The sequence below is a fragment of the Arthrobacter sp. FW305-BF8 genome (genome assembly GCF_021789315.1).
Taxonomy (GTDB): Bacteria; Actinomycetota; Actinomycetes; order Actinomycetales; family Micrococcaceae; genus Arthrobacter.
In genome coordinates, this window is record NZ_CP084561.1 from 1,774,567 (window position 1) to 1,800,095 (window position 25,529).

Here is a 25,529-nt window from a genome sequence, read left to right on the forward strand (position 1 = left end):
ATCACCTGTTCCCTGCGAGGTCGCGGTAACGGGCTTCGTTCCGCGCCGCGCTGCGGATATACAACCAGGCGCTGATCCCGGTGACCGGGTAGATCCCGGCGCCCAGCAGGAGCCAGTCGAACGGGATCCCGGCAACCCGGGTCTGCGCCAGGCCCGGTATGGCGGCAAGCAGCAGCGGAAACGCGCCGAGGATCAGCAGGAAGCCGCCGGCCACCACCAGGGCAAGCCGGAGCTGGGAGCGGATCAGCGAGCGGACGAACACCTGGCCGACGGCCGACTCCTCGGCGGACTCGCGCGGCTCGGCCGAGGAGTCGGCCGGCATGCGGGAGGCCGAACGGGGCGCCGTGACCCTGACCCGCGTCATGCCTGCGGCCGGATCCGGGTTGCCTCAAGCTTCTCGCGGACGGCCGGCAGGTGCCGCCGGCTGATCGGCAGTTCCGCGTCCTCGACGGAGACGCTCGGGCGGACCGCGGCGAGCTTGAGGTGTGAGACATGGGCGAGGGCCACCAGATAGGACCGGTGGGTGCGGATGAAGCCTGCGTCCGCCCACTGCTGTTCCAGGTCGGCGAGGGGAACCCTGATCAGGTAGCTGGCATCGGCGGTGTGGAGCCGGGCGTAGTCGCCCTGCGCCTGGACGTAGGTGACGTCGTCGCGCCGGATCATCCTGGTGGTGCCGCCCTGGTCCACGGTGATCATTTCCGGCGTGGCACCGCCGTCGCGGATCAGTTCACTGATCCGGCCAACGGAGCGGGCCAGCCGCTCGGCCCGAACGGGCTTCAGGAGATAATCGACGGCCGCAAGCTCGAAGGCCTCCAGCGCGCAGTCCTCGTCAGCTGTCACGAACACGACGGCGGGCGGCCGGCGGCTGCGGGAAATGGCCCGGGCGATGTCCAGGCCGGATACCGCCGGCATGTGGATGTCCAGGAAGACGGCGTCCACCGCCTCAGCGTCCAGGACCCGCAGCGCCTCGGCGCCCGAGGAGGCGCGCAGGATGGCGCCGATCCTCTCATCACGGCCCAGGAGGAAGGCAAGCTCCTCAACTGCGGGCAGTTCGTCGTCGGCGACGAGAACGTTAATCATGCTCCTAGGTTATCTTTCGGACCCGCCGCTTCCGGGTTAGAACCTCCGGCGCCAGCAGTTTCAGGCATCATGGTCCGGCTGCGACTTCGGGACCCGCATGGTGATGAGCGTGCCCTCGCCGGGAGCCGTCTCGATTACCAGGCCGTGGTCGTCGCCGTACACCTGCCGGAGCCGGGCGTCGACGTTCCGCAGGCCCACGTGATCACCGTCCACATGGCCGGCCAGCATGGACTGCAGCTGCACCGGGTCCATGCCCACGCCGTCGTCCTCGATGGTGACCTCCGCGAACGCACCCGAGTCGTTGGCTGAGATGGTGATGTGGCCCGGCCCCTCCTTCGCCTCCAGGCCGTGCCGGACCGCATTCTCGACGAGCGGCTGCAGGCTCAAGAACGGGATCACCGTGCTCAGCACCTCCGGGGCGACCCGCAGGCTGACCTGCACCCGCTCGCCGAACCGAGCCCGCTCCAGCAGCAGGTACCTGTCGATGCACCGCAGCTCCTCGGCCAGCGTGGTGAAGTCCCCGTGCCGCCGGAACGAGTACCGGGTGAAGTCTGCGAACTCCACCACGAGTTCGCGCGCCCGGGCCGGATCGGTGTTGATGAAGGAGGCGATGGCGTTGAGCGAGTTGTAGATGAAGTGCGGGCTGATCTGGGCGCGGAGGGCCCGTACCTCCGCCTCCATCAGGAGCGTCCGGGAGGCGTCCAGCTCGGCCAGCTCCACCTGTGCGGCCACCCAGTCGGCCACTTCCGTGGTGGCGCGCACCAGCCCTGCGCCCGCCTGGGGCGCGAAGGCCGCCACGGCTCCCACCACGCGCGCGCCGGACCGGACGGGGGCCACGACGGCGGCGCCGACGGACCCGGACTTGGGGGAGTGGAGCTGCAGGTCGGCGGCGTTGAACACCTGGGTCCTGCCGCTCGAGAGCACGTCCGCGGCCAGCGCCATCAGACCCGGACGCAGCTCCTCGGCGGTCCCGTCCCAGGCCAGCACGCCGGATACGTCCAGAATGGCCAGCGCGTCACAGCCAAGCAGGGCCCTCAGCTGGCGGCTTGCCTTGGCGGCACCCGCGGGGTTCAAACCCGTCCGCAGATGCCGTCCGGCTTTCGACGCGGCGTGGAGGGTGTTGTAGGTGGCCCGCTCGGCGTCGGTCCCCAGCTCCCGGAAGGAGCGCAGCACCTTGAGTCCGACGGCGACGACGACGGCCACCGCGAGCGCGATGACGGCCATGGCGGCCGCGGAATAGAGAGGGGAGTCCGGCATGCTGCCAGCGTAGCGCGTGCCGTTTGGCGCAGTAGCGCCGCCGTTGACCGACGGGAGCGCGAAACCACTGGCGTATCGGCCCCTCCTCGGCGCACAGTGATGGCAGTCACATTGGCTGGTGCAGTGCGGCCGTGTGCGATTCAGTCTCAACGAGGAGGAATGATGGGTAACGATGCCCGAACCCCGGCCGCGGCGGCGGCCGCGGACTTCGAGGAAGTCCAGGCCACGCAGCAGTTCAAGGAACTGCGCAAGCGCCACCGCAGCTTTGTGTTCCCCATGGCCATCGCGTTTCTGCTCTGGTACTTCGCGTACGTCATCCTTGCCGCCTACGCCGTGGACTTCATGTCCACCAAGGTGTGGGGCAACATCAATGTCGGCATCATCATGGGGCTGCTGCAGTTCGTGACCACCTTCGCCATCACCGGCTGGTACGTCAGCTACTCAAACCGGCGCCTGGACCCGATCGCCGCGGACATCCGGCACGGCATCGAAGGCCACGAGTATGACAAGTCCGCCAGCAGCACGCCGGGCCGTTCAGTAAGCGGTGAAGCAAAATGATCACCATACCCGCAGCGGTTGACGTCGCCGCACTCAAGGACACCACGTTGCTGAACATGGGAATCTTCGCCCTGTTCGTCGCCGTCACCATGGTCATCGTTCTCCGGGCCAGCCGGAACAACAAGACGGCCGCCGATTACTATGCCGCCGGGCGTTCCTTCACGGGTTCGCAGAACGGCACCGCCATCGCGGGCGATTACCTGTCGGCGGCCTCCTTCCTGGGCATCACCGGCGCCATCGCCATCAACGGCTACGACGGGTTCATGTACTCCATTGGCTTCCTGGTCGCATGGCTCGTGGCTCTCCTGCTGGTGGCGGAGCTGCTCCGGAACACGGGCAAGTACACCATGGCCGACGTCCTGTCGTTCCGCCTTCGGCAGCGCCCGGTCCGCATCGCAGCTGCCATCTCCACGCTTGCAGTCTGTTTCTTCTACCTCCTGGCCCAGATGGCCGGCGCCGGAAGCCTGATCTCGCTGCTGCTGGGCATCAGCGACTGGGGCGGACAGGCCCTGGTGATCATCGTCGTCGGGGCCCTGATGATCATGTATGTACTGATCGGCGGAATGAAGGGAACTACCTGGGTGCAGATCATCAAGGCCTGCCTGCTCATCGCCGGTGCCGCCGTCATGACGCTCTGGGTCCTGGCCATCTACGGGTTCAACCTTTCCAGCCTGCTGGGCGGTGCGGTTGACGCGGCAAGCAACCCTGCCGTGCTCAACCCCGGCCTGCAGTACGGCAAGACCGAAACGTCCAAGCTGGACTTCATGTCCCTGGCCCTGGCCCTGGTGCTGGGGACGGCAGCCCTGCCGCACGTGTTGATGCGCTTCTACACGGTGCCCACTGCCAAGGAGGCCCGCAAGTCCGTGGTGTGGTCCATTTGGCTGATCGGGCTGTTCTACATCTTCACCCTGGTCCTCGGCTATGGCGCCGCTGCCCTGGTAGGGGCCGACACCATCAAGGGCGCCCCCGGCGGCGTCAACTCGGCAGCGCCGCTGCTGGCCTTCCACCTGGGCGGCCCGTTGCTGCTGGGCTTCATCTCGGCCGTGGCGTTCGCCACGATCCTCGCCGTGGTTGCCGGGCTCACGATTACCGCCGCCGCCTCGTTCGCCCACGACATCTATGCCAACGTCATCGCCAAGGGAAAGGCCGACGCCGACACCGAAGTTAAGGTGGCCCGCCGCACTGTCATTGTGATTGGCATCCTCGCCATCCTGGGCGGGATCTTTGCCAACGGCCAGAACGTGGCCTTCCTGGTGGCGCTGGCGTTCGCCGTGGCCGCCTCCGCCAACCTGCCCACCATCATCTACTCCCTGTTCTGGCGCCGGTTCACCACACAGGGTGCGGTCTGGAGCATGTACGGCGGGCTCGCATCCGCCATCATCCTGATTGCGCTCTCGCCCGTGGTGTCCGGCGGCGCGACCTCCATGATCAAGGGCGCTAACTTCGCCATCTTCCCGCTGAGCAACCCGGGCATCGTGTCCATCCCGCTGGCCTTCCTGCTGGGCTGGCTCGGCACGGTCCTGGACAAGAGGCAGGAGGACCGCAGCAAGCAGGCCGAGATGGAAGTCCGGTCGCTGACCGGGGTTGGCGCCGAGAAGGCCGTGGAACACTAGCAGCCTTCCGTTCGCTCAGACTCCCGACCCAGCAAGCAGGAGCCCTCGCGCGCCACGCGGGGGCTCCTGCCGTGCCTGCCGCCCTCGGGCTGGGCCCGTCGTGCGCAAAAAGGCTGTGGTTCAGGGCGAGTGGTGGCCCCCGGTGTGTTCACCGTGCGGCACCGCGAACTCGCCCGCCGTCGATGCGGCGAGTCCCGGCGTCGTGATGGCGGCAACCAGCAGTGCACCGGCGAAGGCTGCGGCGATCAGTGGCCCCGCACCCAGGCGGCCCGATGCGTCCTGACCGGAACCGCCGGGAAGACTGGGGGACCTGCGGCCGAGCCATGACGTGGCCGCGAGGATCATGAGGGTCAGCAGCAGGGCGGCGAGGTGGCTGATACCCAGGCCGGCCATGCCGCTCCCCGCGCCGAGGACAATGGCCGCCACGTGCGCGGCGGCTGCCGCGGGCAGCAGGAGGGCGGAGGCTAGCGGCACCGGGAAACGGTTCCTGCTCAGCCCGGCAACCGTCCACCCCAGCAGGGCTCCACCCCAGAGCAGGGCGGCCGTGGCGACGGCCACCCTGCCGGGGAAGTTGGTGCCGGAGGCAGCGAACAGGCTGGAGGCGACGGCGAGGTTGACCGCTGCGGCGCCGAGCCCGGCAAAGCCGGCGACGAGCCTGACGGCATCGGGGCGGTACGTTCCCTGCGTTGCCGGAACTGCCGCCATGGCCTGGCTGGTCATCATCTTTCAGGCGCGGGCTCTTCTAGGCGCGTGCCGTGGCGGGGACCTTGTCCAGGGACAGGCCGACGCCGAGCAGCAGGACCGCGCTCGCCAGGTGGAGAACATTGTCCGCGCCGTTGAGGGCAATGATGTTCAGGGGCGAGCTGAGCAGGAACAGACCGAGGATGCCCACGAGCAGGTACACCGCACCCACCGCCGTGTTGATGGTGCGCGCCAGCCGGACATCCTTGACTCCGGCGTAAAGGAGGGCGGCGCCGATCGCGAGGTGAATCACGTTGTGCAGCGGGTTGACCTCGAAGATGATCAGGTTGGAGCCTTCAGTGGAGAAGAAGCCGGCTCCAGACGTCACGGCGAAGCCGACGAGTCCCACCAGCAGGTAGACGGCTCCGAAGACAGTGGCGATAAGACGGTTCGGTGAGTTGCGCATGGCCCAAATTCCTTCCGGTTTGCCGGCCAGGGGCAGGAGCCCTGGCCAGATTTGCGGAGCCCCGGCTGGGACTCCCGGAAGCGATTCGGTTCCGGTGCGCGCTTGGATGGGTGTGCGCTTGGATGTGTGCGCGGTCAGGCGATGGTCACGCCTTTGGCCGGAGCTTGATGGTGACCAGCTTCAGTTCGTCCTTGCCGGCGAAGCGGTACACCATCTCGATGTCCTTGCCCTGGCATTTGATGAGCCCGGCGACATCCGCAATGTTGTTCTCGTTCTGGGTGCTGACTTTGAGGTCGTCGTAGGCCGTGGTGCAGGACGGGTCCAGCTGGAGGCTCTTGACGCCTGCCGCGAATTCCTCGCGACTCAGCTGCTCCTTGAGGCTCGGGTCCATGTAGTCGTTGTAGGCCTTGTCCGTGTCGCCGGCGATGACCAGCTTCGTGAAGTCGTCCGCGAGGTCGCCGGCCTGCCGGGTGGACCCGCCCACCAGGTTCACCAGGAGCAGGACGCCGACGATTACCAGCAGGAGCACGCCTGCCACAATGCCCACCACGATCCAGAGGCCCTTGCGGCTTTTGGCCGGTGGCAGGCCCGGCAAGCCGAACGGGGAAGGCGGAAGGGCCCGCCGTCCGGGCTGCTGTGGTCTGGGCTGGTAGGGGCCGGGCTGCTGCGCGCCGGGCTGGTAGGGGCCGGGCTGCTGTGGGGGGAGCGGGGGATTGCTCAACGGTGGGCCTTTCCGGCACCGCACTGGCGGCGCTCCGACTAACGGGGGCACAGCCGGCGCCCGGTCACTTTGTGGATTAGCCTATAGCGCCCGCGCGCTTTTGCATCGAAGCGCCAAGCCGTGATGGTTTTCCCGCCGTTACAGATGGACAGGTGCGCTCAGTCTTCCGCCGAGTTGCGGTCAAGTAGCGGCTGGATCCGGAACGGTATCAGTTCACCCATCGCCAGGGCGGTGTCGGTCCTTTCGACGCCGTCGCAGGCCAGGATCTTCCCGTTGATCCGGAAGAGGTCTTCGGCGTCCAGTGCCACCACGCGCAGCAGCAGGTCGGCTGAGCCGGTCAGGCCGTAGCCCTCGAGGATCTCAGGCACGGCCGCCAGCTCCTCGGCGAGCGAGCCAAGCTTTTGCTGCTGGACATGCACCGAGATGAAAGCCATCAGCGGATACCCCAGGGACACCGGATTGATGCGCCGCTCGAACGACAGGAAAGCATGCTTCTTCTCGAGCTGGGCCATCCGCGCCTGCACCGTGTTGCGGGAGAGGCCGAGCTTCTGGGCCAGGGCCACCACGGTGCGGCGCGGGTCCTGTGCCAGGGCGGAGAGCAGCCGGGTGTCTGTGCCATCCAAAGCTTGCATAATGCGCAAGGCTAGCACGGTCTGAAGCAGTCAAACAGTGCATTGTGCTCAGTTTTGGCCGCGGTGGTTGTACCACTTGAACATCGTGAGTATGGTCACAATTAACCGGGGCAAAGGCGCCCGGGAGGCCGGAATGCGGCGGTATCACGAGTCCTGCCGCGGGATGGTTACACGACGTCAGAAGGTTGCGGCAACAGTGGTGACAGACGATGCGGGCCAGGGCGGAACAGCCGCCGGCCAGGACAACAATGCAGGGCACCAGGGTGGCGCGGGCCACAACATGGTCCAGCTGATCACCCCCGCGGGGGAGCGCGTCAGCCATCCGGAGTATGACCCCTGGGTCAGGGACGTATCAGACGAGCAATTGTGCTCGCTCTACGAAGACCTGGTGGTGATCCGGCGGATCGACAAAGAGGCAACAGCGCTGCAGCGCCAGGGCGAACTGGGCCTCTGGCCGCCGCTGCTGGGCCAGGAGGCCTCGCAGGTGGGATCCGTTCGGTCCCTGCGGGATGACGACTTTATATTCCCCAGCTACCGCGAAAACGGCGTGGCCTACTGCCGCGGGGTGGACCTGCCGGACATCCTGCGTGTCTGGCGCGGCGCTGCCTCCGGCGGCTGGGATCCGTACGCGGTCAACATGGCCATCCCGCAGATCGTCATCGGCGCGCAGACGCTGCATGCCACCGGATACGCCATGGGAATCCAAAACGACGGTGCCGACTCCGCGGCGATTGTGTACTTCGGCGACGGTGCCACAAGCGAGGGCGACGTCAACGAGGCCATGGTCTTCGCCGCCAGCTTCCAGGTGCCCCTGGTGTTCTTCTGCCAAAACAACCACTGGGCCATCTCCGAACCGGTGCGCCTCCAGTCCCACACCCAGCTTGTGGACCGCGGGGCTGGATTCGGCATCCCCAGCATGCGGGTTGACGGCAACGATGTCCTGGCGGTCATGGCAGCCACGCGGGTTGCCCTCGACCGGGCCCGCCGGGGCGGCGGCCCCACCTTCATCGAGGCAGTCACTTACAGGATGGGCCCGCATACGACGGCGGATGATCCCACCCGGTACCGCGACCCCAATGAGCTCGAGGATTGGGCGGCCAAGGATCCGATTGGACGGGTCCATGCGCTGCTTGACCGGAAGGGCCTATTCACCGAGGAGTTCGAAGCCGGCGTGCGGACCAAGGCAGACGCCGTCGCCCGTGAGCTGCGTGCCGGCTGCGTCGGCATGCCCGATCCAGAACCCCTTGACGTCTTCAAGCACGTGTACAGCACCCCCAACTCCTGGCTGGACCGCCAGCAGGACCACTACTCCCGTTACCTTGCCTCCTTCGGCGATCCTGAAGGGGCAACACAAGAAGAAGGTGCACGCTGATGACGCAGATGACCTTTGCGCGGGCAATAAACTCAGGCCTCCGCAGATCCCTCGACAACGATCCCAAGGTGCTCCTCATGGGCGAGGACATCGGCACCCTGGGCGGCGTCTTCCGCGTGACCGACGGACTGCAGAAGGACTTCGGCAACCACAGGGTGGTGGACACGCCCCTGGCCGAGTCCGGCATTGTGGGCACCGCGGTTGGCCTGGCCTACCGCGGGTACCGGCCGGTGGTGGAAATCCAATTCGACGGCTTCGTCTATCCCGCGTTCGACCAGATCGTGTCCCAGGTGGCCAAGATGCATTACCGCAGCCGGGGCGCCGTAAAAATGCCCATCACCATCCGCATCCCGTTCGGCGGCGGCATCGGATCGCCGGAGCACCACTCCGAATCACCGGAGGCCTACTTTGCCCACACGGCGGGCCTGCGGGTGGTCACCCCGGCCAGCCCGCAGGACGCCCACACCATGATCCAGCAGGCTATTTCCTGCGATGACCCCGTGGTGTTCTTCGAGCCCAAGCGCCGCTACCACGACAAAGGCGAAGTGGACGAGTCGCTTGATCCCACTTCGGCCCCACCGATGGGCCAGGCCCGGGTGGTCACGGACGGCAGCGACGTTACACTCGTGGCCTACGGGCCACTCGTGAAGACGGCCCGTGACGCTGCCACGGCAGCCGCGGACGAGGGCGTCTCGGTTGAGGTCATCGACCTGCGGTCGCTGGCTCCGGTGGATTTCGCCACCGTGGAGGCCTCGGTCCGCAAGACGGGCAGGCTGGTGATTACCCACGAGGCCGGGCAGTCGGGCGGGCTCGGTGCCGAGGTTGCGGCCAGCATCACCGAGCGCTGCTTCTACCACCTTGAGGCGGCACCGGTCCGCGTCACCGGGTTCGACGTGCCGTACCCGTATTCGAGGGTGGAGATGCACCACCTTCCGGATCTGGACCGGATCCTCGACGGCGTGGACCGCGCGCTGGGCCGGCCGAATTCGCTGAGCGGGCTGGAAGGATGACCGCCACCATGATCAAGGAATTCCGGCTGCCCGATCTCGGCGAAGGACTGACCGAATCCGAAATTGTCAGCTGGAAGGTGGGGGTCGGGGACACCGTCAGCCTGAACCAGATCATCGCCGAGGTGGAGACCGCCAAGGCAGTGGTGGAACTGCCCTCACCGTTCGCGGGGGTGATCACCGCCCTGCACGAACAGCCGGGAACCGTCGTGGAGGTGGGCAAGCCGATTGTCTCGTTCGAGGTTAAGGACGACGCCGGTAACCAGAGCGCCGCGGCCGTTCCGGCTGAGCCGGCGCTTCCCAAGAGGGAACCCAACCTCGTCGGGTACGGCGCCGTCGTCGAAAGCACCGGCCATCCCGTCCGACGGCAGCGAACGCTGGCTGAGCCCGCCCCGGTGGTTGAGCCTGTCGAAACCAGGCCTGCGGACACCGGGACCCCGGACACCAACACAGCCGAGCGGCCACGTTCCACGCCGCCCGTCCGGAAGCTGGCCAAGGACCTCGGAGTCGATCTTGAGAGCGTCCCGGGGACCGGCCCCAGCGGTCTGATTACCCGTGACGATGTGCGCAATTTCGTGGGCGGCGGGGATCTTCCCGCGGCCGCCCAGGAGTTGGCAGCGCAGGAACTGCAGCCGGCGCGGGCACAGGGCGAGCGTGAGGTGCGGACACCGATCAAGGGTGTCCGCAAGTTCACGGCCGCTGCCATGGTCAGCAGCGCCTTTACGGCACCCCATGTGACGGAGTTCCTCACGGTCGACGTCACCCCGGCCATGGAGTTGCTGGCCAGGCTCAAGGAAAGCACGGCCTTCGCTGGCCACAAGCTCACGCCGCTGACCCTCGTGGCCAAGGCTGTCCTGATCGCATTGCGGCGGAATCCCGGCCTGAATGCGAGGTGGGATGAGGCCAACCAGGAGATCGTCCAGTTCAACTACGTGAACCTCGGCATCGCGGCCGCAACTCCGCGGGGTCTCACCGTTCCCAACATCAAGGATGCGGACCGGCTGGCGCTCGTCGACTTGTCCACCGCGCTCGCAGAACTGACGGATACCGCCAGGGCAGGTAAGACCAGCCCGGCGGACCTCTCGGGCGGCACCATCTCCATCACCAACATCGGTGTCTTCGGGATCGACGCCGGAACGCCCATCCTCAACCCGGGGGAAGCCGCGATCCTCGCCATGGGCGCCGTCCGGAAAACTCCGTGGGAGTACCAGGATCAAGTCGCACTGAGGCAGGTCATGACGCTGAGCCTCTCCTTCGACCACCGGCTGGTGGATGGCGAGCAGGGGTCCAGGTTCCTGGCCGACGTAGGTGCGCTGCTCGCGGATCCCGGCATGGCCTTCGCGCTGGCCTAGCCGCAAGTCATAGAGGTTTGCCTGCCGCCCGGGCTGGAGCGGCAGGCAACCGGCCAGCAGGGTCAGTCGGAAAGCGGGCTGGCCGTCACCAGCAGGGCCGCCAGCGCCATGCTCTCCAGAAGCGGCCGCGCCGACTTGATGGCCATCCGGCTGCCGTGGTTGCGGACGGAGTGCGGCGTGGAGTTGATCAGGCCGAACGTCGCGTGGGCGCGCATGCGGAGGTCGGCCGTGTCTGTTGTGCCATGGATGCGGGCGAGGACGTCCACCCACACTTCCACGTAGCTGCGCTGCAGGGCGCGTACCTGTGCCTGGTCCTCGCTGGTTAGATTGCTGAAATCCCTGTCCTGCACCCGAATCACGTCGGGGTTGCTGAGGGCGAAGTCCACGTGGAACTCCACCAGCCGGTGGAGGGCCGCGGAGGGATCGGCGGCGTCGGAAACCACGTGGCGGCCGCCGTCGAGCAGGTCCTGGCTGACGGTGAGCAGCAGCGCGCCCAGCACCGCCTGCTTTCCGGGGAAGTGGCGGTACACGGCGGGTCCGCTCACGCCTGCGGCTGCGCCGAGGTCCTCGAGGGAGACCCGGTTGAACCCGTTGCCGGCGAAGAGTGTGGCCGCGGCGGACAGGAGCGCCTGCCGGCGGGATTCCTTCGCCCGGCTGCGCTGCGTCGGACCGGTTGTCTCGCGGCCGGCTGCGGCCTGGCCGGGAGCGGTGAGCTCTCGATCTGTGGTGGGCACATTTCCTCCTCGGAACCCAAAGAACTTTACCAACATCCTGTGTTGGACATCACAGTTACTTGAGACTAACCTAATCTCAGTTACGAGGCACTAACCGAAATGCGGCAGGACTGCCGCTGGCAGTGCCCGGGAATGGAAGCGGTCAATGGAGACACTCGCCAGCCGGCTGGATACCGCCGGCAGCGCATTCGAGGCCAACAACCTTGCCCAGCGCGCGCTCGCCGATGAGCTGCGGAAACGTCTTGCGACGGCGGCGCTGGGCGGGCCGGAGAAGTCCCGTGAGCGGCACATGGCGCGGGGCAAGCTGCTTCCCCGCGAGCGGATCGACCGGCTTCTCGACGACGGCAGCCCCTTCCTCGAGATCGCCCCGCTGGCTGCCAACGGCATGTACAACGACGATTCGCCCGGCGCCGGCATCATCGCAGGCATCGGCCTGGTGCACGGCCGCCACGTGCTGGTGATTTCCAATGACGCCACCGTCAAGGGCGGCACCTACTATCCCATGACGGTGAAGAAGCACCTCCGGGCCCAGGAGATCGCGCTCGAGAACCGGCTCCCGTGCATCTACCTCGTTGATTCGGGCGGAGCCTTCCTCCCCAAGCAGGACGAAGTCTTTCCGGACCGTGAACACTTCGGCCGGATCTTCTACAACCAGGCCCGAATGTCTGCTGCCGGGATTCCCCAGATCGCCTCGGTCATGGGCTCCTGCACCGCAGGCGGTGCCTACGTTCCCGCGATGAGCGATGAAACGGTCATCGTCCGCAACCAGGGCACCATCTTCCTGGGCGGGCCGCCGCTTGTGAAGGCTGCTATCGGCGAAATCGTCAGCGCGGAGGAGCTTGGCGGCGGTGACGTACACTCCCGGATCTCCGGCGTCACGGACCACCTCGCCGAAAACGACGAGCACGCCCTGCAGATCGTCCGCGACATCGTTGCCACGCTGCCCCGGCCCGCCGCGCCGGCCTGGGACGTGGAAGCCGCTGTCGAACCTGCCGCTGGGGCCGGCGAGCTCTATGGCGCCGTCCCCACGGACGTCAACGCCCAGTACGATGTCCGCGAAGTGATCGCCCGGCTGGTGGACGGCAGCCGCTTCCATGAGTTCAAGAAGAACTACGGCCCCACCCTGGTGACGGGATTCGCCAGGCTCCACGGACACCCTGTGGGCATCGTGGCAAACAACGGCGTGCTGTTCAGCGAGTCAGCGCTGAAGGGCGCGCACTTCATTGAGCTGTGCGACCAGCGCGGCATTCCGCTGCTCTTCCTGCAGAACATTTCCGGCTTCATGGTGGGCAAGGACTACGAGCAGGGCGGAATTGCCAAGAACGGCGCCAAGATGGTGACCGCCGTGGCCACCACGCGCGTGCCCAAGCTGACAGTGGTGATCGGCGGATCCTTCGGCGCCGGCAACTACTCGATGTGCGGCCGGGCCTATTCGCCACGATTCCTGTGGATGTGGCCCGCCAGCCGCATCTCCGTCATGGGCGGCAACCAGGCTTCCAGCGTCCTGGCCACCGTCAAGCGCGACCAGTACGAGGCAGCAGGGCAGGAGTGGTCTGCAGCGGATGAAGAGGCGTTCAAGGCCCCCATCCGGCAGCAGTACGAGGACCAGGGCAGCCCCTACTACTCCACGGCGCGGCTGTGGGACGACGGCATCATTGACCCCGCCGACACCCGCACCGTGCTGGGCCTGGCCCTCGACGTCGTTTCCCGCGTCCCGCTGCCGGAGACCTCCTTCGGCCTCTTCCGAATGTGAGCCGGCGATGACCATTAACAGCGTGTTTCGCACCGTCCTGGTGGCCAACCGCGGCGAGATTGCCTGCCGGGTGATCAGGACCCTGCGCGCCATGGGCCTCCGTTCCGTTGCCGTGTACAGCGATGCCGACGCCGGCGCCCGCCACGTGCGCGAGGCCGACGCCGCCGTCCGGATCGGCCCCGCCGCGGCCGCCCAAAGCTACCTCAGCATCGACGCGATCATCAGGGCCTGCCAGGACACCGGTGCCCAGGCGGTGCACCCGGGCTATGGATTCCTGAGCGAGAACGCGGACTTTGCCAGGGCGCTGGAGGCCGCCGGCATCGCCTTCATCGGTCCCGGGGTCGAGGCCCTGGATGTCATGGGGGACAAGATCCGCTCGAAGAACCACGTGGCCCGGTACGGCGTTCCGGTGGTTCCGGGCATCGCCGAGCCCGGCATGACGGATGAGGAACTCATCGCCGCCGCCCCGGCCGTGGGGTTCCCCTTGCTGATCAAGCCCTCGGCGGGCGGCGGCGGCAAGGGAATGCATGCGGTGGACCGCCCCGAGGACCTGCCGTCCGCCCTGGCAACGGCACGCCGGGTAGCTGCGAGCGCGTTTGGGGACGACACCCTGTTCCTGGAACGACTGGTGACGTCCCCGCGGCACATCGAGGTTCAGGTCCTGGCCGATACGCACGGCAACGTCATCCACCTGGGGGAGCGCGAGTGCTCCCTGCAACGGCGGCACCAGAAGGTCATCGAGGAGGCGCCGTCACCCCTGCTGGAATCGCTGGCCGACGGCGAGGCCGTCCGCGCCAGGATCGGCGAGGCCGCGTGCCAGGGGGCCCGCAGCGTCCACTACACCGGCGCCGGCACGGTGGAGTTCCTCGTTTCGGACGATTCCCCGGACGAGTTCTTCTTCATGGAAATGAATACCCGGCTCCAGGTGGAGCATCCCGTGACGGAAATGGTCACCGGCATCGACCTCGTCGAGTGGCAGGTGCGCATCGCCGGCGGTGAGGTGCTCACGGTCGGGCAGGACGACGTCGTTCTTAACGGCCACGCTGCGGAGGCCCGGGTCTACGCCGAGACCCCGCACCGGAACTTCCTGCCGTCCTCGGGCGAAGTGGTGCTCCTCGACGAGCGCGGCAGCCTCTTGACGCCGCGCGGCCGGCCGGCCTTCCAGGGCCCTGCGGCTCCCGGCACCGGTCATCTCCAGACCCGGGACGTGCGCATCGACTCATCGCTGCTGCCGGGACTGGAAATTTCCAGCGACTACGACCCCATGCTGTCCAAGGTCATCGCCTGGGGGACCGACCGCAAGGCTGCCCTCGACAAACTGGACGCGGCGCTGGAGCGGTACACCGTCCTTGGCATCGACACCAACGTGGAGTACCTGCGGCTCCTGATCAATGACGAGGACGTCCGCGCCGGCCGCCTGGACACCACGCTGATTGACCGCAAGATGCCGGAACTGGGGTTCCGGGACATCGGCAGCACGGAACTCGCGGCCGCTGCCCTGTGGCTCTGGCTTGGCGAGGCCGGTGGACTTGAGCCCGGTGGAGTTGAGCCCGGCGGGAGGCGGTCAGGCATCCGGTCGCCTTGGGACAGCGCGCGGGGCTGGCGCCTCGTCGCGCCGGCGCCTTGGCGGCTAAGCTTCGGCCTTCCTGGCGGTGCCATGGCCACTGTGGCGATCACCTGGCCGGGCGGCGGCGCCGCCGACGCCGGCCATGCCCTGGTCAGCGTCGACGGCGGGCCGGAACGGACAGTCCGGATCCCCGGTCCGGCGGCTGACGCCGCCGGACGCGAAGCCGCCGGAGCTGACGCCGCGAGACCCCGCGCCGAGCCCAACGGACCCGGACTCAGTGTCATCACACTCAAGGTGGAGGACCAGCAGCACACGTTCGCCATCAGTGGTTCCCGGGAAATGGAGCCCGACGGGGACCATCGGCGGAAAGCGCGGCCGCGGCACGTTTACGTGGGCAGCGGCGGCTGGTCCTGCGGGCTCGAAGTCCTCACCCGGGAGTCCCGCCTGGAGCGGGTGCTGGCCGCCGTCGAGCGGGAAGAGGGTGCCGCGGACCCGGAAGTCCGGTCACCCATGCCCGGGACCGTCGTCGCAGTGCCGGTTCGTGACGGCGAGCTAGTGACGGCAGGACAGGTGCTGCTGTCGGTTGAGGCCATGAAGATGGAGCACCAGCTCGTGGCCGAAGTCTCCGGCACGGTCCACATCAGCGTCAGTACGGGCGACCTGGTGAAGGCCGACCAGGTCGTCGCCACCATTCACGCGGCCAGCATTCACGCGGCCGGCACCGCCCCCCAGGATTCAACAGATGAACGTAAGGAGGCCTAGCCATGGCCGATTTTGACCTCAGTGAGGAATACCAGGACCTCAGCAAGACGGTCCGCGAATTCGCCGACGAAGTGGTGGCCCCCGTCTCCGCCAGGCACGACGAGGAACACCGCTTCCCCTATGAAGTGGTCTCGCAGATGGCGGACATGGGGCTGTTCGGCCTGCCGTTCCCGGAGGAATACGGCGGCATGGGCGGTGACTACTTCGCTCTGGCCCTCGCGCTGGAGCAGTTGGGGCGCGTGGACCAGTCCGTGGCCATCACACTTGAGGCCGGTGTTTCGCTCGGTGCCATGCCCGTCTACCGCTTCGGCACCGAGGCCCAGAAGCAGGAGTGGCTGCCGCTGCTCGCTTCCGGAAAGGCGCTCGCCGGCTTCGGCCTGACCGAGCCGGAGGCCGGCTCGGACGCCGGCGGCACGAAGACCACGGCCCGCCTGGAAGGCGGCGGCGACGCCACTAACTGGGTCATCAACGGCAACAAGGAATTCATCACCAACTCGGGAACTGACATCAGCAAGCTGGTGACCGTCACCGCCGTCACGGGGGAGCAGGAGCGCAAGGACGGCAGCATCAGGAAGGAGATCTCCACCATCCTCGTGCCCACCGACACGCCCGGCTTCAAGGCCGAGAAGGCGTACAACAAGGTGGGCTGGAACGCCTCGGACACACACCCCCTGACGCTGCGGGACGTCACTGTTCCCGAGGCGAACCTGCTGGGGGAGCGGGGGCGGGGCTACGCCAACTTCCTGTCCATCCTGGATGAGGGCAGGATCGCCATCGCCGCCCTGGCCACCGGCGCTGCCCAGGGATGCGTGGATCTTTCGGTCCGCTACGCCAAGGACCGCAGCGCCTTCGGGACCAATATCGGCAAGCACCAGGCCATTGCGTTCAAGATCGCCCGCATGGAGGCGCGTGCCCATACGGCCCGTCTTGCGTACTACGATGCGGCCGCCCGGATGCTCGCCGGCAAGCCGTTCAAGACCCAGGCGGCCATAGCTAAGATGGTCGCAGGCGAGGCGGCCATGGACAATGCGCGGGATGCCACCCAGGTATTCGGCGGCTATGGCTTCATCAACGAGTTCACCGTGGCGCGCCACTACCGGGACTCCAAAATCCTGGAGGTCGGGGAGGGCACCACGGAGGTCCAACTGATGCTGATCGCCCGGGAACTGGGGCTGTAACAGGCCCGGTGGCCGTGTCTGTCGAAAGTCTGTGGAGACGCCGAAAGGATCAACGATGATTGACAAGGTTGTTGCCAGCGCTGACAAAGCGGTCGCCGACATAGCCGACGGCGCATCGCTCGCCGTCGGGGGTTTTGGCCTGTGCGGGATCCCGGTGGCGCTGATCGACGCCCTCCACCGACGCGGCACCACGGACCTGGAGACTGTCAGCAACAACTGCGGCGTGGACGACTGGGGCCTGGGGATCCTCCTCCGGGACGGCAGGATCCGCCGGACCGTCAGCTCGTACGTGGGGGAGAACAAGGAGTTCGCCCGGCAGTACCTCGCCGGCGAACTGGAGGTGGTCCTGACCCCGCAGGGCACGCTCGCCGAGAAGCTGCGCGCCGGCGGTGCCGGCATCCCCGCTTTTTACACCAAGGCCGGCGTGGGGACCCAGGTGTCCGACGGCGGCCTGCCGCAGAAATACGACGCCGACGGCGGCATCGCCGTCGCGTCCCCGGCGAAGGAAGTGCGGAGCTTCGGCGGCGTCGACTACGTCCTGGAGGAGTCGCTTACCCCCGACTACGGCCTGGTCCACGCCTGGAAGGGCGACCGCCACGGGAACCTCGTCTTCCACGCCACGGCCATGAACTTCAACCCCCTTTGCGCCATGGCGGGACGGATCACCATCGCGGAGGTGGAGGAACTCGTGGAGCCGGGCGAGCTGGATCCCGAACACGTCCACCTGCCGGGCATCTTCGTCCAGCGGGTGGTGGTGGTGCCGGAATCCGAGAAGCGCATCGAGAAACGGACCGTCGCACTGTCCGCGGCAGCAAGCACCGGAACCACCGAACAGGCAGGAGCGTAGCCATGGACCCGAACAGCGCGGACCCGAACAGCCCCCTGGCTCCCCGTCCCGAAGCCGTCCGTCACGAGTACCGCCGGGCCGCCTCCTCACACCCCGAGGGGAAGGGCTGGACCCGCAATGAACTGGCCGCCCGCGTGGCCCAGGAGCTGAGCAACGGCCAGTACGTGAACCTCGGCATCGGCATGCCCACCCTGATCCCCAACTACATCCCGGCCGGCGTTGAGGTGGTCCTGCACTCCGAGAACGGCATCCTCGGCGTCGGCCCCTACCCCGGCGAGGACGAGGTGGATCCCGACCTCATCAATGCCGGCAAGGAAACCGTCACCGTCAACAAGGGCGCCGCGTTCTTCGACTCTGCGCAGTCCTTCGGCATGATCCGCGGCGGGCATGTGGACGTGGCCGTGCTCGGCGCCATGGAGGTGGCCGCCAACGGGGACCTCGCCAACTGGATGATCCCGGGAAAGATGGTCAAAGGGATGGGCGGCGCCATGGATCTGGTCTTCGGAGCCAAGAAAGTGATCGTGATGATGGAGCACGTGGACCGCAGCGGGAAACCGAAGATCGTGGACCGCTGCTCCCTGCCCTTGACCGGCAAGGCGTGCGTGGACCGCATCATCACCGATCTCGCCGTCCTCGACGTGACTCCCGACGGCCTGGTCCTGCGCGAGCTCGCCCCAAACGTGTCCGCGGAAGATGTTGCCGCGGCCACGGGCGCGGAGCTGTTCGAGGAAGACCAGGAACTCACCGTATGAGTGCGGTTTCGGCAGGTCCAACCGCCGGCGGTGCCCGGGTGATCGAGCAGCGCGGACTTTACTTCGAGGAACTCGAGGAGGACGTCGTTTACGCCCACCGCCCCGGCCGGACCGTCACGGAGGCGGACAACGTGCTGTTCACCACCATGACCATGAACACGCAGGGGCTGCACCTGGACGCGGCCTGGAGTGCGGGCCAGCCCTTCGGCCAGCGGCTGGTGAACTCCATGTTCACGCTGGCGACGGTGGTGGGGCAGTCCGTCGGCCAGCTGACCCAGGGCACCATCATTGCGCAGCTCGGGCTGACGGACGTCTCCTTCCCGCACCCGCTCTACCACGGTGACACGCTGTACACCGAGACCGTCATCACCGGTAAACGCCTGTCCGGGTCACGGCCGGGGCAGGGCGTCGTCACCATGCAGCACACCGGCCGCAACCAGGACGGAACTGTGGTGGCATCTGCCACGCGCAGCTGCCTGATGTGGACGCGCGAGGCGCATATAGAGGCGCAGCGGGGCAAATAATCGGACAATGACTGTATGACTTTTGTGATGGGTCCTGCCCTGCTCTTCTGCCCTGCCGACCGCCCCGAACGCTTCCAAAAGGCCGCCGAGCGCTCCGATGCCGTCATCCTGGACCTTGAGGATGCCGTGGCGGCGCCGGACAAGCAACGGGCTCGGGGCGCCATCCTTGCCCAGCTCGGCGGCTCCGGCGACGGGCCGGAGCTCGACCCCAGCCGGACCATCATCAGGATCAACCCGGCCGGCACCGAGGACTTCGAGAAGGACCTGCACTGCCTGGCGCACACGCCTTACCGCACCGTCATGCTCGCCAAGGCAGAGAGCGCAAGCCAGCTCCGGGCCCTGCCGGACTTCCACGTGATTGCTTTGTGCGAGACGGCCGCGGGCGTGGTCCACGCGCCCGCTATCGCGGCCGAACCCAACGTGGTGGCCATGATGTGGGGCGCGGAAGACCTGCTCGCCTCCCTTGGCGGCACCTCCAGCAGGAACGACGACGGCGGCTACCGCGCCGTTGCCCTGCACGCCCGTTCCGCGGTGCTCCTGGCAGCGGGCGCAGCCGGCAAGCAAGCCGTTGACGCGGTCTACGTGAATATCCCCGACCTTGACGGGCTGGCCGCGGAGGCCCGGGACGCCGCTGCCTCCGGGTTCGGATCCAAGGCCTGCATCCACCCCAGCCAGGTGGCCGCCGTCCGGTCCGCCTACGCACCCTCGGGCGAGGACGTGGCCGCTGCAACGCACCTGCTGGAGGCAGCAAAGGAAGCCGGTACCGGCGTGTTCCAGTACCAGGGCCGGATGATCGACGGCCCCATCCTCCGGCACGCGGAGTCGGTGCTCCGCAGAGCCCGGTAGGTTCCACTGAGCCCGGCAGCCCGCCGTCGTCCTCGCTGTATCCCCGACGCCATCATTTCCCTGGCCGCAGGGAGATGGGCGGGATCGCCTCGTACAGCGGTGTCCGGATCCAGCGCTGCCCGGTCTCCCGGAACTCCGCCCGGGTGGCGAAACGGTACAGGTAGGTGCGGGCGCGCACCCAGCGGGGGCGTTCGCCGTCGAACGGGTCGACGCGAAGCAGCCCCAGCATGGCCGCGTCAGCCTCGAGCAGCTTGCCCAGGAATGCGTAAAACCATTCCTCGTGGACCGTGCGCAGGGGCAGGAACCACATGAGCCAGTCCAGCCGCAGGTGGTAGGGCGCCCACTGGCGGGGCAGCCGGTGCACGTCGCCGGGTTTTCCCTTGAAGCCGTACTCGCGCCAGTCGGCCGCATCGTCAGGCTCCTCGTCGAGGGTGCCCTCCACCGCCACCTCGATGCGCTGCTTGGTGACCGTGCCGAATGCGCCGTACGTGTTCACCAGTTGCCAGCGGTTGAAGCTGGCGTTCATCAGCTGGTACTCGGAGAACAGATTGCGGATGGGCCAGTAGCTGAGGACCACCAGGAGCAGGGACGCGGCCAGCGTAATGAGAAGCCACCAGAGCGGCGTCTCCCCGGTGGTCTGCGATTCCAGCGGAAGGACCGGCAGCACCGCATGCGCCACGGGATCGCTGACGCCGGCGAAGGCCAGCACAATCGCAATCCAGTTCAGCCAGGCAAAATTGCCGCTGGCCACCAGCCACAGCTGGGTGAAGATGATGATGCCCGCCGCAATGCTGCCCAGCGGCTGCGGCGCGAAGAGGAAAAACGGCACCACCAGTTGGGCGAAGTGGTTTCCCACCACCTCCAGCCGGTGGAAGGGCTTCGGCAGCAGATGCGCCTGCCTGCTGAGAGGGCCGGGCATCGGCTGGGTCTCATGGTGGTAGTACAGGGCGGTGAGGTCGCGCCACTCCCGGCCGCCGCGGATCTTGATCATGCCGGCACCGAATTCCAGCCGGAACACCAGCCAGGCCACAAGGATGAGGATGGTCCTGGGCGGATCGGTCTGGTCCGATCCCAGGAACGCCACGGTGAAGCCGGCCTCCAGGAGCAGCATCTCCCAGCCGAACCCGTAGAACGTCTGGCCCACGTTGACCACCGACATGTACAGCAGCCACAAGGACAGGAAGGCGATCAGCGGCAGCCAGGGCGGGCCCAGCTGGGGGAGGCCGAGGACCAGGACGCCGGAGATGGCCAGCCCCGCTGTACATACTGCCCGCAACAGCCGGTCCGAGTAGCGCCAGCGGAACAGCGTGGGCCTGCGCATCCGGCTGAAAGCCTTCAGATACTCCGGAACGGGAAGGAGGCCGCGCTCGCCGAGGAGCGCGGGAAACTGGTTGAGGGAGGAGAGGAACGCAACGAAATAGAGTGCGGCGACCCCGCGCTGCAGCACCTGCCGGGCGAATTCATAGTCCGGCGCGTCGAACCATGCGGCCCAGTCCACGGGCACCACGTTACCCCGGCGCCGATGGGCGTCAAGGTGCTGCAACCTACCCGCGCAGCCTGCCTGCGCCGGTCGGCCCGTCCGTCGGCCACTGGCGGTGCGGGATACTTAAGCCATGCAGATTTCCGGCTCCAGCCGTCCAGACAGCCAGCCGCGCACCATCGTCATCCTCGGATCCACCGGTTCCATCGGCACCCAGGCGATTGACGTCGTCGACGGCGCCCCCCACCTTTTTGAGGTTGTGGCGCTGAGCGCCGGGGGCGGCAACCTCGAACTCCTCGCCCGGCAGGCCGTGCACACCCGGGCCGGGGCCGTCGGCATCGCCGAAGGTGATCCCGGGCGCCTCCGGGACCTGATCAGCGACGCCGCACGGGCAGCCGGGCTGGGGGACTACCGGCCCGAGATCATCGCCGGCCCCGACGCTTCAACCAGGATCGCCGCCGTGAAGGCGGACGTGGTGCTCAACGGCATCACTGGCTCGATCGGACTGGCGCCCACCCTCGCCGCGCTGGAATCCGGCGCCACCCTGGCGCTTGCCAACAAGGAATCCCTGATCGTCGGCGGCTCGCTGGTCAAGGCCGCCGCCGCGGAGGGACAGATCGTGCCGGTTGACTCCGAGCACTCCGCCATCGCCCAGTGCCTTCGCTCGGGGACGGCCGCGGAGGTGGACAGGCTCATCCTGACCGCCTCCGGCGGACCCTTCCGCGGCCGCACCCGCGAACAGCTCTTCGCCGTGACACCGGAGGAAGCGCTGGCCCACCCCACCTGGGACATGGGCCTGATGGTCACCACCAACTCAGCCAGCCTGGTGAACAAGGGCCTTGAAGTCATCGAGGCGCACCTGCTGTTCGACATCCCCCTGGACAGGATTGACGTGGTGGTCCATCCGCAGTCCGTGATCCACTCCATGGTGCAGTTCGTGGACGGTTCCACCATCGCCCAGGCCTCGCCGCCGGACATGCGCCTGCCGATTGCCCTTGGCCTGGGCTGGCCGGACCGGGTGCCCAGTGCTGCCGCACCCTGCGACTGGACCCAGGCCACCAGCTGGACGTTCGAGCCGCTGGACTCCTCCGCGTTCCCCGCCGTCCGGCTGGCCAAAGACGCGGCAAAGCACGGAAGCACCTACCCCGCTGTGTTCAACGCCGCCAATGAGGAAGCCGTCATGGCTTTCCATGCGGGCAGGATCCGGTTCACGGACATCGTGGACACCATCGAGGCCGTCCTCGGCGAACATTCGGGTTCCTCCGGGCTAACGGTCGGATCCGTGCTCGATGCTGAGAAATGGGCACGTGCGCGCACCCACGAACGTTTAGCAGTGAGCAGTCTCTAGGAAGCAGCAGATCTGAAGCATGAGTCCCGTTATCCTCTTTATCCTTGGTGTCGTCTTTGTGGCGGTCGGCATTGCGGTATCCATTGCGCTGCATGAGGTGGGCCACCTGGTACCCGCCAAGCTGTTCAAGGTGCGCGTCACCAAGTACATGATCGGCTTCGGCCCCACACTTTGGTCGACCAAAAAGGGCGAAACCGAGTACGGCTTCAAGGCGCTGCCGCTGGGCGGCTATGTGTCGATGATCGGCATGTACCCGCCCAACAAGGAGGACGGCTCGGTCCGCCCGTCCAGCACCGGCATGTTCCAGACGCTGGCCAGCGAGGCCCGCTCCATGGCCCATGAAGATGTGGGGCCGGGGGACGAGAACCGCGTGTTCTACCGGCTTCCGGTCTGGAAGAAGATCATCATCATGCTGGGCGGCCCGGCAATGAACCTGCTGATCGGCCTGGTGCTCACGGCCGTGCTGCTCATGGGCTTCGGCATCTCTGAGCCCACCACCACCATCGCGGATGTTTCCAAGTGCCAGGTCAAGGCGGGGGAGACAGTCGACCCGAACTCGGCCGACTGCAAGCCGACTCCGGCCGCTGCCGCCCAGCTCAAGCCCAATGACGTCATCACCGCCTTCGACGGAAAAGCCGTGACCAGCTGGGACCAGCTCACGGGATGGATCCGCTCGTCCGCGGGCAAGGAAGTGTCCATCACGGTGGAGCGCGACGGGTCGCCGGTGACCAGCACTGTCACCCCTGTTCTGTCGGCACGCCCGGTGGTGGGTCCGGACGGGCGCCAGGCGAAGGACGACGCCGGGACCCTGCTGTACCAGGAGGTCGGCTTCCTGGGCATCGGTGCGCAGACCGCCCTGGTTCCCCAGCCGGCGTCGTCCGTCCTGCCCATGGCGGGGGAGAACATCAAACAGGTTGCCGGGGTGGTCCTCAATCTACCGGCCCGGGTAGCCGGCGTCGCCAAGGCGGCGTTCAGCGAAGAACCCCGCGACCCCAACGGCCCCATCAGCGTGGTGGGCGTTGGCCGCGTAGCTGGCGAGTTGGCCGCCATGGAGGAGGTGCCTGCCCAGGCCCGGCTTGCCGCCTTGGTGGGACTGCTCGCCGGGCTGAACTTTGCCCTGGCCGTCTTCAACCTGATTCCGCTGCTCCCGCTCGACGGCGGCCACGTGGCCGGCGCACTCTACGAGGCAGTGCGGCGGCGGGCGGCAAAGCTGCTCGGCAAACCCGACCCCGGCGCCTTCGACATCGCCAAACTGCTGCCGGTGACCTACGTGGTGGCGGCGCTGCTGATGGGGATGGGTGCGCTGCTGATCTATGCGGACATCGTGAAGCCGGTGAATCTCTTCGGCTAGTTCCATCATGTTCAGCCTTGATTGGCTGATTACTGAAAATCAGCTCCAAATGATTGATTTCGGAATCTAAGCCGGATACGGTTCATTCATGTACGTCCTGACCATCGACCAGCGTGGCAGCACCGGCGACGTGGACCGTGTGCCCGAGCTCCTCGGAGACCTCGGCAGCCGTTCCGGTGTCCGTTTTGAACGCTCCGTTGGCGACGAAGTGCAGGGCGTCCTGCAGGACCCCGCCTTGGTGGTGGACGTGGCCCTGCACGCCCTGCGAAGCGGGCACTGGTACGTCGGGATCGGCGTCGGCCCGGGGGACCTGCCGCCGGACGCGAGCCCGCGCGAAGGGTCCGGCGCCGCCTTTGTTGCTGCCCGCCGGGCGGTGGAGCGTGCCAAGTCGGCCGCGAGCCATGTCCCCGCCGCCGTGGTCGCGGGGAGCCGGGAGCACGAGGCCGCCGTGGCGTGCGCCAACGCGGAAGCGGTACTGCGGTTGGTCGGCGGCCTGGTGCAGGCGCGGACCGAGGCCCAGTGGCGCGTGGTGGATGCCCTCCGTGCGAAGAGCGGTGCAGCAACCGAACAGGGCTCCGGACGCCACGGACTCCAGAAACAGGTGGCGCGGGAACTGGGAATCACGGAACAGTCGGTGAGCCGGGCCGTCCTCCGGTCGGGCTGGCAGGAAGAATGGGCCGCAAGGCCGGCGGTGGAAATGCTGCTGGCAACCGCCCACCGCCTCATCCTGGGGAACCCCGCCGCCGGGACTCAGGACGGCCATGACAACCGAGGAGAAGCGTGAACGCAGTCTGGATCGCAGCCGCCCTGCTGACGGCCGGATTCGCGGGCTGGCCGGTCACCGCCCTGGTTTTCCGGCTGGCCCGCACCATCGACGACAAAGCCGACGCCGCCGCCAGCGCCGGCAGGGACGCCGCAGACGACCCCTCGGCCGACGTGACGGTGGACAGCCCGGCCTCGGTGGACAGTCCGGCCGCAGGGGACAGGGTGAATACAGTGAACGGCGACATCACCGTGGACGCTGGTGGTGCGGCGGCGCCGGAGCCCGGAGGCGAGGCATCGGCTAAACGGATCCTGCGGGGCGGGGCCATCATCGGGGTGCTCGAGCGGCTGGCAGTCTGCCTCGCCATTCTGGCCGGGCAGCCCGTGGCAATCGCCTACGTGGTGGCCATCAAAGGCCTGGGCCGCTTCGCGGAACTCAAGGAAACGCCGGTGGCCGCGGAGCGGTTCATCATCGGGACCCTGGCCTCCATGCTGTGGGCCGCGGGAGTTGCCGCCCTCACGAAGGTCGTGCTCCTCGGCTAGCCCGGCCGCGGGATAGGGTATCTCTATGACTGTTTTTGCTGTTGAGTACGTATACGACGCCGAGTCCTCCGAAACGCGAGCGGCCGCCCGCCCCGCCCACCGCGAATGGACTGCAGGACTCGCGCAGGACGGCAGGCTTCTGGCCAGCGGACCCTACGGCGACGGCGCAGGGGCCCTGCTCATTTTCAAGGCGGCCGACGAAGCCGCACTCAACGAGATCCTCCGGCAGGATCCCTTCGCGGCAGCGGGTGTCATTTCCGGCACGCGAACCACCGAATGGGCACCTGTGACCGGTCTCCTGGCTGAGCACGCAGCCTAGCCGCCCCGCACCACCGATTTTCGA

The 25,529-nt window shown here is 67.4% G+C and carries 26 protein-coding genes; 17 read left to right on the forward strand and 9 right to left on the reverse strand.

The genetic code is table 11. The features are described from left to right. Position 1: 1 nt before the first annotated feature. Genes LFT45_RS07875 through LFT45_RS07885 form a run of 3 tightly spaced genes read right to left on the reverse strand, consistent with a single transcriptional unit; the run spans position 2 to position 2,337 of the window. Positions 2-364, reverse strand: a complete 363-nt coding sequence (locus LFT45_RS07875) for a hypothetical protein (RefSeq protein ID WP_236807825.1) — start codon at positions 362-364, stop codon at positions 2-4. Continuing rightward, entirely contained in the window at positions 361-1,080 is a 720-nt protein-coding gene (locus LFT45_RS07880) for a LytR/AlgR family response regulator transcription factor (protein WP_236807826.1), read from the reverse strand. Before LFT45_RS07880 ends, LFT45_RS07875 begins: the two co-directional genes overlap by 4 nt. Positions 1,081-1,140: 60 nt before the next feature. Then, on the reverse strand, positions 1,141-2,337 hold the full coding sequence (locus LFT45_RS07885) for a sensor histidine kinase (protein WP_236807827.1): 1,197 nt from the start codon (positions 2,335-2,337) through the stop codon (positions 1,141-1,143). A 162-nt stretch (positions 2,338-2,499) separates the two neighbouring features. On the opposite strand from LFT45_RS07885, the gene LFT45_RS07890 reads away from it, so the two are divergent. Both LFT45_RS07890 and LFT45_RS07895 read left to right on the forward strand, forming a co-directional pair. Further along, positions 2,500-2,895 carry a DUF485 domain-containing protein gene (locus LFT45_RS07890; protein WP_236807828.1) on the forward strand — a complete coding sequence of 132 codons (396 nt, stop codon included), beginning with the start codon at positions 2,500-2,502 and terminating at the stop codon, positions 2,893-2,895. Next, complete coding sequence (locus tag LFT45_RS07895; RefSeq protein ID WP_236807829.1) at positions 2,892-4,508, forward strand: solute symporter family protein; 1,617 nt, start codon at positions 2,892-2,894, stop codon at positions 4,506-4,508. The genes LFT45_RS07890 and LFT45_RS07895 overlap by 4 nt, the downstream gene beginning before the upstream one ends. A gap of 120 nt (positions 4,509-4,628) precedes the next feature. Here the strand turns inward: LFT45_RS07895 and LFT45_RS07900 are convergent, their stop codons facing one another. From LFT45_RS07900 to LFT45_RS07915, 4 genes are all read right to left on the reverse strand, one after another. Continuing rightward, positions 4,629-5,231 (reverse strand): hypothetical protein, encoded by a 603-nt coding sequence (locus tag LFT45_RS07900; protein WP_236807830.1) that lies wholly within the window; start codon positions 5,229-5,231, stop codon positions 4,629-4,631. Positions 5,232-5,250: 19 nt separating this feature from the next. Further along, entirely contained in the window at positions 5,251-5,655 is a 405-nt protein-coding gene (locus LFT45_RS07905; protein ID WP_236807831.1) for a DUF4383 domain-containing protein, read from the reverse strand. Positions 5,656-5,800: 145 nt separating this feature from the next. Beyond that, entirely contained in the window at positions 5,801-6,376 is a 576-nt protein-coding gene (locus LFT45_RS07910) for a hypothetical protein (RefSeq protein ID WP_236807832.1), read from the reverse strand. A 158-nt stretch (positions 6,377-6,534) separates the two neighbouring features. Continuing rightward, entirely contained in the window at positions 6,535-7,008 is a 474-nt protein-coding gene (locus LFT45_RS07915) for an Lrp/AsnC family transcriptional regulator (protein ID WP_214850604.1), read from the reverse strand. A gap of 196 nt (positions 7,009-7,204) precedes the next feature. On the opposite strand from LFT45_RS07915, the gene pdhA reads away from it, so the two are divergent. The 3 genes from pdhA to LFT45_RS07930 are packed head-to-tail and all read left to right on the forward strand — an operon-like array spanning position 7,205 to position 10,739. Further along, a complete protein-coding gene (pdhA, locus tag LFT45_RS07920) occupies positions 7,205-8,380 on the forward strand; it encodes a pyruvate dehydrogenase (acetyl-transferring) E1 component subunit alpha (protein WP_442863606.1) in 1,176 nt (391 codons plus the stop codon). Beyond that, positions 8,380-9,390, forward strand: a complete 1,011-nt coding sequence (locus LFT45_RS07925) for an alpha-ketoacid dehydrogenase subunit beta (RefSeq protein WP_236807833.1) — start codon at positions 8,380-8,382, stop codon at positions 9,388-9,390. The genes pdhA and LFT45_RS07925 overlap by 1 nt, the downstream gene beginning before the upstream one ends. Further along, entirely contained in the window at positions 9,387-10,739 is a 1,353-nt protein-coding gene (locus LFT45_RS07930) for a dihydrolipoamide acetyltransferase family protein (protein ID WP_236807834.1), read from the forward strand. Before LFT45_RS07925 ends, LFT45_RS07930 begins: the two co-directional genes overlap by 4 nt. Before the next feature lie 62 nt (positions 10,740-10,801). Here the strand turns inward: LFT45_RS07930 and LFT45_RS07935 are convergent, their stop codons facing one another. Further along, a complete protein-coding gene (locus LFT45_RS07935) occupies positions 10,802-11,473 on the reverse strand; it encodes an SACE_7040 family transcriptional regulator (RefSeq protein ID WP_272912792.1) in 672 nt (223 codons plus the stop codon). Positions 11,474-11,618: 145 nt separating this feature from the next. Here LFT45_RS07935 and LFT45_RS07940 point away from each other — a divergent pair, with 145 nt between their 5' ends. The 7 genes from LFT45_RS07940 to LFT45_RS07970 are packed head-to-tail and all read left to right on the forward strand — an operon-like array spanning position 11,619 to position 19,702. Further along, positions 11,619-13,226, forward strand: a complete 1,608-nt coding sequence (locus LFT45_RS07940) for a carboxyl transferase domain-containing protein (protein ID WP_236807835.1) — start codon at positions 11,619-11,621, stop codon at positions 13,224-13,226. Positions 13,227-13,233: 7 nt separating this feature from the next. Further along, the gene (locus LFT45_RS07945; protein WP_236807836.1) at positions 13,234-15,555 is read left to right on the forward strand and encodes an acetyl/propionyl/methylcrotonyl-CoA carboxylase subunit alpha; all 2,322 of its coding nucleotides are present in this window, start codon (positions 13,234-13,236) and stop codon (positions 15,553-15,555) included. 2 nt (positions 15,556-15,557) lie between these two features. Beyond that, positions 15,558-16,733, forward strand: a complete 1,176-nt coding sequence (locus LFT45_RS07950; RefSeq protein WP_236807837.1) for an acyl-CoA dehydrogenase family protein — start codon at positions 15,558-15,560, stop codon at positions 16,731-16,733. 55 nt (positions 16,734-16,788) lie between these two features. Continuing rightward, entirely contained in the window at positions 16,789-17,580 is a 792-nt protein-coding gene (locus LFT45_RS07955; RefSeq protein ID WP_236807838.1) for a CoA transferase subunit A, read from the forward strand. Between the two features lie 2 nt (positions 17,581-17,582). Beyond that, positions 17,583-18,332 (forward strand): CoA transferase subunit B, encoded by a 750-nt coding sequence (locus tag LFT45_RS07960; protein ID WP_236807839.1) that lies wholly within the window; start codon positions 17,583-17,585, stop codon positions 18,330-18,332. Further along, complete coding sequence (locus tag LFT45_RS07965) at positions 18,329-18,856, forward strand: MaoC family dehydratase (protein ID WP_236807840.1); 528 nt, start codon at positions 18,329-18,331, stop codon at positions 18,854-18,856. The genes LFT45_RS07960 and LFT45_RS07965 overlap by 4 nt, the downstream gene beginning before the upstream one ends. A 15-nt stretch (positions 18,857-18,871) precedes the next feature. Continuing rightward, positions 18,872-19,702 carry an HpcH/HpaI aldolase/citrate lyase family protein gene (locus LFT45_RS07970; RefSeq protein ID WP_102970833.1) on the forward strand — a complete coding sequence of 277 codons (831 nt, stop codon included), beginning with the start codon at positions 18,872-18,874 and terminating at the stop codon, positions 19,700-19,702. Positions 19,703-19,754: 52 nt separating this feature from the next. Here the strand turns inward: LFT45_RS07970 and LFT45_RS07975 are convergent, their stop codons facing one another. Continuing rightward, the gene (locus tag LFT45_RS07975; RefSeq protein WP_236807841.1) at positions 19,755-21,200 is read right to left on the reverse strand and encodes a lipase maturation factor family protein; all 1,446 of its coding nucleotides are present in this window, start codon (positions 21,198-21,200) and stop codon (positions 19,755-19,757) included. Positions 21,201-21,315: 115 nt separating this feature from the next. Between LFT45_RS07975 and dxr the strand changes: the two genes are divergently transcribed. The 5 genes from dxr to LFT45_RS08000 all read left to right on the forward strand — a co-directional run bounded on the left by dxr (position 21,316) and on the right by LFT45_RS08000 (position 25,505). Continuing rightward, positions 21,316-22,530, forward strand: coding sequence for a 1-deoxy-D-xylulose-5-phosphate reductoisomerase (gene dxr / locus LFT45_RS07980; RefSeq protein WP_236807842.1), 1,215 nt, complete (start codon positions 21,316-21,318; stop codon positions 22,528-22,530). A 19-nt stretch (positions 22,531-22,549) separates the two neighbouring features. Further along, positions 22,550-23,881 carry a M50 family metallopeptidase gene (locus LFT45_RS07985; RefSeq protein ID WP_236807843.1) on the forward strand — a complete coding sequence of 444 codons (1,332 nt, stop codon included), beginning with the start codon at positions 22,550-22,552 and terminating at the stop codon, positions 23,879-23,881. An 88-nt stretch (positions 23,882-23,969) separates the two neighbouring features. After that, the gene (locus LFT45_RS07990; RefSeq protein ID WP_236807844.1) at positions 23,970-24,665 is read left to right on the forward strand and encodes a MarR family transcriptional regulator; all 696 of its coding nucleotides are present in this window, start codon (positions 23,970-23,972) and stop codon (positions 24,663-24,665) included. After that, complete coding sequence (locus LFT45_RS07995) at positions 24,662-25,186, forward strand: hypothetical protein (protein WP_236807845.1); 525 nt, start codon at positions 24,662-24,664, stop codon at positions 25,184-25,186. Before LFT45_RS07990 ends, LFT45_RS07995 begins: the two co-directional genes overlap by 4 nt. A gap of 25 nt (positions 25,187-25,211) precedes the next feature. Continuing rightward, a complete protein-coding gene (locus LFT45_RS08000) occupies positions 25,212-25,505 on the forward strand; it encodes a YciI family protein (RefSeq protein ID WP_111902073.1) in 294 nt (97 codons plus the stop codon). Positions 25,506-25,529: the final 24 nt, after the last annotated feature.